This window comes from Rhizobacter sp., from assembly GCF_035702065.1.
In the GTDB taxonomy this organism is placed as follows: Bacteria; Pseudomonadota; Gammaproteobacteria; order Burkholderiales; family Burkholderiaceae_C; genus Rhizobacter.
This window is the reverse complement of the sequence record NZ_DASSRA010000254.1, coordinates 1-5833: the sequence shown is the minus strand read 5'-3', so window position 1 is coordinate 5833 and position 5833 is coordinate 1. Positions and strand designations below refer to the sequence as shown.

The 5833-nt window shown below is 62.7% G+C and carries 7 protein-coding genes; 1 reads left to right on the top strand and 6 read right to left on the bottom strand.

From position 1 onward, the window contains the following. Window positions 1–242 precede the first annotated feature (242 nt). The 6 genes from VFL64_RS11665 to flhD all read right to left on the bottom strand — a co-directional run bounded on the left by VFL64_RS11665 (window position 243) and on the right by flhD (window position 4353). Complete coding sequence (locus tag VFL64_RS11665; protein WP_489540547.1) at window positions 243–890, bottom strand: protein phosphatase CheZ; 648 nt, start codon at window positions 888–890, stop codon at window positions 243–245. 16 nt (window positions 891–906) lie between these two features. Then, window positions 907–1302, bottom strand: a complete 396-nt coding sequence (cheY, locus tag VFL64_RS11660) for a chemotaxis response regulator CheY (protein ID WP_489540546.1) — start codon at window positions 1300–1302, stop codon at window positions 907–909. A gap of 33 nt (window positions 1303–1335) precedes the next feature. Next, complete coding sequence (gene motB, locus VFL64_RS11655; RefSeq protein WP_489540545.1) at window positions 1336–2319, bottom strand: flagellar motor protein MotB; 984 nt, start codon at window positions 2317–2319, stop codon at window positions 1336–1338. After that, window positions 2319–3179 carry a flagellar motor stator protein MotA gene (motA, locus tag VFL64_RS11650; protein WP_489540544.1) on the bottom strand — a complete coding sequence of 287 codons (861 nt, stop codon included), beginning with the start codon at window positions 3177–3179 and terminating at the stop codon, window positions 2319–2321. The genes motB and motA overlap by 1 nt, the downstream gene beginning before the upstream one ends. Before the next feature lie 266 nt (window positions 3180–3445). Next, window positions 3446–3982, bottom strand: coding sequence for a flagellar transcriptional regulator FlhC (gene flhC / locus VFL64_RS11645; RefSeq protein ID WP_489540543.1), 537 nt, complete (start codon window positions 3980–3982; stop codon window positions 3446–3448). Window positions 3983–4029: 47 nt separating this feature from the next. Further along, entirely contained in the window at window positions 4030–4353 is a 324-nt protein-coding gene (flhD, locus tag VFL64_RS11640) for a flagellar transcriptional regulator FlhD (RefSeq protein WP_489540542.1), read from the bottom strand. Between the two features lie 594 nt (window positions 4354–4947). Between flhD and VFL64_RS11635 the strand changes: the two genes are divergently transcribed. After that, on the top strand, window positions 4948–5769 hold the full coding sequence (locus tag VFL64_RS11635; RefSeq protein WP_489540541.1) for a flagellin N-terminal helical domain-containing protein: 822 nt from the start codon (window positions 4948–4950) through the stop codon (window positions 5767–5769). Window positions 5770–5833: the final 64 nt, after the last annotated feature.

Sequence of the window (5833 nt, the reverse complement as noted above, 5' to 3'; positions counted from 1 at the left end):
AAGCCACGCAGTTCGGCCAAATGAAGAGCGCCTTTGCTTTGGTTACTTTCATTTGGCGCGACAAATGAAAGTGACCCGCCCGCCGGGGCGGACTCCCGGCGCACCCGTTCGAAGTAGGAAGAAACACACCACGCGAAGCGGCGAGCAAGGCTTCGATACCTCAGCCCGAACGGACTGAGCTTGGCCACCACCAAAAGCAAAACGGCGACCCAAAGGCCGCCGTTCCATCGAAGCGAGAAACCTCAGAACCCGAGACTCGCCAGCAGATCGTCCACTTCACCCTGGTTCGTCACCACATCCGTGCGACCTTCAGCATTCACCACCGGCCCGTTCAGCGTGGCAGTGCTGTGCTCGATGACCTTCTGCGCTTCCGGTGGCGCAGCCTGAACCAGCAGCTTCACCAGGCTGTCTTCCAGGTCGGCAGCAAGAGACACCACCTTGGCCACCACCTGCCCGGTGAGGTCGTGGAAGTCCTGCGCCATCATGATGTCGGTCAGGTGCTGGTCGATGCGCGCGGTGGCGTCTTCGACGTCGCTCACGAAGTTCATCACCGAACCCGAGGCCACTGCCTTCACCGGGTCGGCCACGATGGCTTGTGCAATGCGGCGCGTTTCGGCGGCGATGGCGTTGTGCTCCACCTTGGCCTGGTCGACCGAGTTCAGCACCTTGTTGGCGGCGTTGCCGGTCTTCTCGGCGATGTAGTTCAGGCGGCTGCGTGCGTCGGGCAGGCCGTTGGCGGCGTTCTGCAGCTTGGGCATGACACCCAACTGGTGCAGCGTGTCGTGCAGCTGGCGGGTGATCTGGCCCAGTTGCTGAAACACCTCGGGCGACGCGCCGGCGGTCTGATGAGTCTGGGGCGGGGCCAGTACGGCCAGGTTGTCCATCTTCATGTGATGCTCCCCGTGCTCAAGCCGCGGTGGCCAGCTTCTGCATGATCTTCTGAACCTTCTCTTCCAGGGTGGCCTTGGTGAAAGGTTTGACGATGTAGCCGGCGGCGCCATCCTGCGCAGCGCGCACGATGTCTTCCTTGCGGGCTTCGGCCGTGACCATCAGCACCGGGATGTGCTTCAGGCTCGCTTCGGCCTTGATGGCCGCCAGCAGCTCGAAGCCGTTCATGTTGGGCATGTTGATGTCGCTCACCACGAAGTCGAACTTGGTGGTCTTGAGCAGGTTCAGCGCGGCCACGCCGTCTTCGGCTTCTTCGGCGTTGTTGTAGCCCAGCTCCTTCAGCAGGCCGCGCACGATGCGCCGCATGGTGGAGAAGTCGTCGACGATCAGGAATTTCATGTCAGGGTTGCTCATGGCGGACCTCGCTTGGATGCTGGACTGGGGCTGTTATCGGGCGTTCGGGTTGGATATTGAGGGCACAGTTGGCATCTCGGCTGCCTCTGGTGCGCTGGCGGCGGCCTCGGCAGGGGCGGCCGCTGTTTCCTCGGGGATCGTCTTGTTGAAGAGCCGGTCTTCGGCGTCGCGGTTCATCACGATGATGCTGATGCGCCGGTTGCTGGGGCTGGTCGGCTCGTCGCGGTCGAACAGCACGCTCGCAGCCAGGCCCTGCACGCGCAGGATGCGGTCGGCGGGCAGGCCACCCGCGATCAGCTCGCGGCGCGAGGCGTTGGCCCGGTCGGCCGACAACTCCCAGTTGCCGTAGCCCAAGCCGCCGCGGTCGCCGGCAAAGGGCTGGGCGTCGGTGTGGCCCTCGAGCGTGAGGCGGTTGGGCACGTCGACCAGCACCGCGCCGATCTCGCGCAGCAGTTCGCGCATGTAGGGTTTGACGATGGCGCTGCCGCTGTCGAACATGGGGCGGCTCTGCTCGTCGATGATCTGGATGCGCAGGCCATCGGGTGTCATGTCGAGCTTGATCTGGTTCTTGATGGCGCCGAACTTGGGGCTGTTGGCCAGCACCTCTTCCATCTGCTTCTTGATCTGCTCCAGCTTGCCGGCCTCGGCCGCACGCTGCTCGGCGCGCATGGCGGCGAGGTTGATGGTGCTCTTGGTGGTGGTGACGTCGCCCCGCTTCACCTGGCCGCCGGAGCGGGTGATGTCGGTGCCGCCGCCCTTGACCACGTGCGACGAATCGCCCGAGCCGGTGCCGCCCGAAAGCAGCGCCACGCGCAAGGGCGAAGAGAAGTAGTCGGCGATGCCCTTCTTGTCGCCCTCGGTGGTGGAGCCGAGCAGCCACATGAGCAGGAAGAAGGCCATCATGGCCGTCACGAAGTCGGCGTACGCGATCTTCCACGCGCCGCCATGGACGCCGTGGCCGCCCTTCTTGACGCGCTTGATGATGATCGGCTGCAGCTTTTTCGAGTCGCCAGCCATTACTTCTTGCCTTTGACGTGGGCTTCGAGCTCAGCGAAGTTCGGGCGCTCGGTGGAGTACAGAACCTTGCGGCCGAACTCAACGGCGACTTGCGGGGCATAGCCCTGCATGCTGGCCAGCAGCGTGGTCTTGATGCACTGCAGTTCCTTGGTGCCTTCGTCGTTCTTCTGCTCCATCAGGCCGGCCAGCGGCTCGGCGAAGGCGTAGGCGAGAAGAATGCCGAGGAAGGTGCCGACCAGGGCCGAGCCGATCATGCCGCCCAGGATGGCGGGCGGCTGGCCCACCGAGCCCATGGTGTTCACCACGCCGAGCACGGCGGCCACGATGCCGAAGGCGGGCAGGGCGCCGGCGAGGCGGGCGATGGCCGCCGCCGGGGCGTGGGCCTCGTGGTGGTGGGTGTCGATCTCGCTGTCCATGAGGCTTTCGATCTCATGGGCATTCAGGTTGCCCGAGACCATCATGCGCAGGTAGTCGGTGATGAACTCGACCACGTGGTGGTCGTTGCCCACCGCGGCGTACTTCTGGAAGACGGCGGATTCGTGCGGCGCGTCCACGTCCTTCTCGATCGCCATCAGGCCTTCCTTGCGGGCCTTTTGCAACAGGTCGTAGAGCAGCGCGAGCAGCTCCATGTAGCGCGCCTTGGTGTACTTGCTGCCCTTGAGCAGCTTGGGCAGGGCCGACATGGTGGCCTTGAGCACCTTGGGCTGGTTGTTCACCACGAAGGCGCCGAGCGCGCCGCCCAGGATGGCCATCAGTTCGGTCGGCAGGGCGTGGATGATCACGGAGATGTTGCCTCCGTGAATGATGTACGCCCCGAAGATACAACCGAGGGCGACGCCGTAGCCGATCAGAACAAACATGGTTGAGTGGTGTGGTTGCGAGGGGCTGGTTTTCGGCCCCTACTGCTGAGCCTCAGGCCCTTTATCGGCTCGAACCCCGGGCTCTTGAGTGAGTGTGTGCGTCTGGCAGTGCAATCGATCGCATCAACAGCAGGGCTTTCCCGGCGCAAAAAAAACGGACCCTGGTGGGTCCGCGATAAAGCACTTTCTCAGGGTGCCAGGAGGAGACAAGAACCGTTGCCGGTTGCCTGGTGTATCGGCAAGTCCAGCGAAAACTTTAGGAAAGCTCAGTGCATCTGGATGCCACCCGAGGCCTTGCCCTTGCCGGCGCGTGCCGGGGGGTTGCACAGGCCGCAGATGTAGTGCTTGCTGATCTCGTGCGGGTGGCTGACGAAATGGCCGCCGCACTTGGAGCACTTGGTCATGGTGAGCATGCCGTTGTCGACGAACTTCACCAGACGCCAGGCGCGGGTGACGGAGAGCAGGGCTTCCAGGTTCTGCGCCTGGGTCTGCTCGAGGTAGAGCTGGTAGGCCTTGATGACGGTGTCGATCTCGTCCATCTCGGCGACCTTGTTCAGGTACTCGTGGATGTTGAGGAACAGCGAGGCATGGATGTTGGGTTGCCAGGTCATGAACCAGTCGGTGGAGAAGGGCAGCTGGCCCTTGCTCGGCGACTTGCCCGACACCTCTTTGTAGAGACGCAGCAGACGTTCGTAGCTCAGATCGGTCTCGGATTCCAGCACCTGCAGGCGGGCGCCCAGGGTGATCAGGGTCACGGCGCGCTCGATCTGCTTGGCTTCGGTCAGGATGCTCTTGGTACGCATGGCAGGAATCTCTCTGATCTGGCTGTCTATATATAGAAGGGTGAAGCTCAGGCGGCTTCTTGGTGGCGGCCGGCCATCAGGATCGAAGCGTGCAGGCGGCTGGTCATGTCGTTGGCGGCGCTCTTGCCGTGGTTGGTGAGCAGGCCCCAGACCATGTCGTCGTCCATGCGGAAGCGGCACAGCAGCGTGTTGCCGGCAGCGACCTTCATCATCTGAGCGGGGGTCAGCAGCGCAATCATCGCGGCGCTCTCTTCGCTGATGCCGAGGCGGAACAGGGCTTGTTCGCGGTCGCTGCGGATCAGGCTTTGCGCCAGCATCAGGTAGGACAGATTGGCTTCACGGATCTCGGTGAGGATTTGGTCGGCGTTCATGCTGTTGTTCCTTGGGTTGTCTGCTGTTTGTCTGTGCTGCGTTGGTTTGCGTCTCAACGTGGAACGGATTGTGAAGATCAGAAATGGACCGAAACATCAGGTCGGTTCTGTGGCTTGAGTCCAGCTTCTTCCATGACCCGTGTAGGGCAACTTCCTACATGTAAGTCAGCGTAACCACGGTTCGTGAACGAATCGACAGTCTCCAAGCAGTGCATCCAGTGGGCTCAAGAAGTGCCTCGACCCTGCCGAAATAACCCAGTGGCACCTGATGCCGCGAAGAACGTCGAATTTGCCCGCCAACTCCCGCTTGACTTTTTTTCTAAAGTTCTGAGAGCGGCGGTCCGATAACAAAACCAACGGGGACGAGCAATCAGAACCGGGGTCCGGAGTAAGCCAACCAAGTGTTGAGCGAGAGGCGAATCAACAAGGCCTTTCGTGAGATCGGAGGTGACGCACGCCGGGCGCACAGCAGGCCAACGGGTCACACCAAAGGCCAGGTCAACGCAGAAGCAGAGGCCGCAAGGTTCGAGCGACTGCAACGGCAAATGCCGGCGCTTGCCGGAAGTCACTTCAAACCGTATCGGAGATTTTTAAATGGCAATGACGATCAACACCAACATCTTCTCGCTGAATGCACAGCGCAACACCTCCACGACGCAGAACGCCCTGTCGACCTCGATGCAGCGCCTGTCTTCTGGCCTGCGCGTCAACAGCGCCAAGGACGACGCCGCCGGCCTCGCGATCGCCGAGCGCATGAACGCTCAAGTTCGCGGCATGAACGTCGCCGCCCGCAATGCCAACGACGGCATCTCGCTGGCACAGACCGCTGAAGGCGCTCTGGGCAAGGTGAGCGATGCTCTTCAGCGTATGCGTGAACTGGCCGTGCAATCGGCCAACGGCACCAACAACTCGGACGACCGCGACAACCTCGACGCTGAATACCAGCAGCTCAAGTCCGAAGTGAGCCGTGTCATCGACGGTGCCAAGTTCAACGACCAGGCTTTGCTGACCGGCGGTTCGACCTTCACCTTCCAGGTGGGTGCTGGCACGGACACGACCGACACCATCGACGTGACGGTGACCGACCAGAGCGCCCTGTCGGGCACGCTGGGTGCCATCACCGGCGCCGACGGCACGCTCGCCACGGCGGAAATCACCGCCCTGGACACCGCCATCAGCGATGTCACGACCGCTCGCGCCGACTTCGGCGCCGTGCAGAACCGCTTCGACTCGGTGATCGCCAACCTGGCGGTGTCGTCGGAGAACCTGTCGGCCGCCCGCGGCCGGATCATGGACGCTGACTTCGCATCGGAAACGATGAACCTGTCGCGTGCACAGATCCTGCAGCAAGCTGGTACCGCGATGATTTCGCAAGCCAACCAGCTGCCGCAGCAAGTTCTGTCGCTGCTGCGCTGATCGAGACGAAGGGTGGGGCGCTTCGGCGGCCCGCTCTTCTCTCTGTCTGCGACGCCCTGTTCCA

Bases quoted from the DNA above. Each gene is read 5' to 3' on its own strand.
- VFL64_RS11665 (WP_489540547.1), bottom strand. From the start codon at position 890: ATGAAGATGGACAACCTGGCCGTACTGGCCCCGCCCCAGACTCATCAG.
- cheY (WP_489540546.1), bottom strand. From the start codon at position 1,302: ATGAGCAACCCTGACATGAAATTCCTGATCGTCGACGACTTCTCCACC.
- motB (WP_489540545.1), bottom strand. From the start codon at position 2,319: ATGGCTGGCGACTCGAAAAAGCTGCAGCCGATCATCATCAAGCGCGTC.
- motA (WP_489540544.1), bottom strand. From the start codon at position 3,179: ATGTTTGTTCTGATCGGCTACGGCGTCGCCCTCGGTTGTATCTTCGGG.
- flhC (WP_489540543.1), bottom strand. From the start codon at position 3,982: ATGCGTACCAAGAGCATCCTGACCGAAGCCAAGCAGATCGAGCGCGCC.
- flhD (WP_489540542.1), bottom strand. From the start codon at position 4,353: ATGAACGCCGACCAAATCCTCACCGAGATCCGTGAAGCCAATCTGTCC.
- VFL64_RS11635 (WP_489540541.1), top strand. From the start codon at position 4,948: ATGGCAATGACGATCAACACCAACATCTTCTCGCTGAATGCACAGCGC.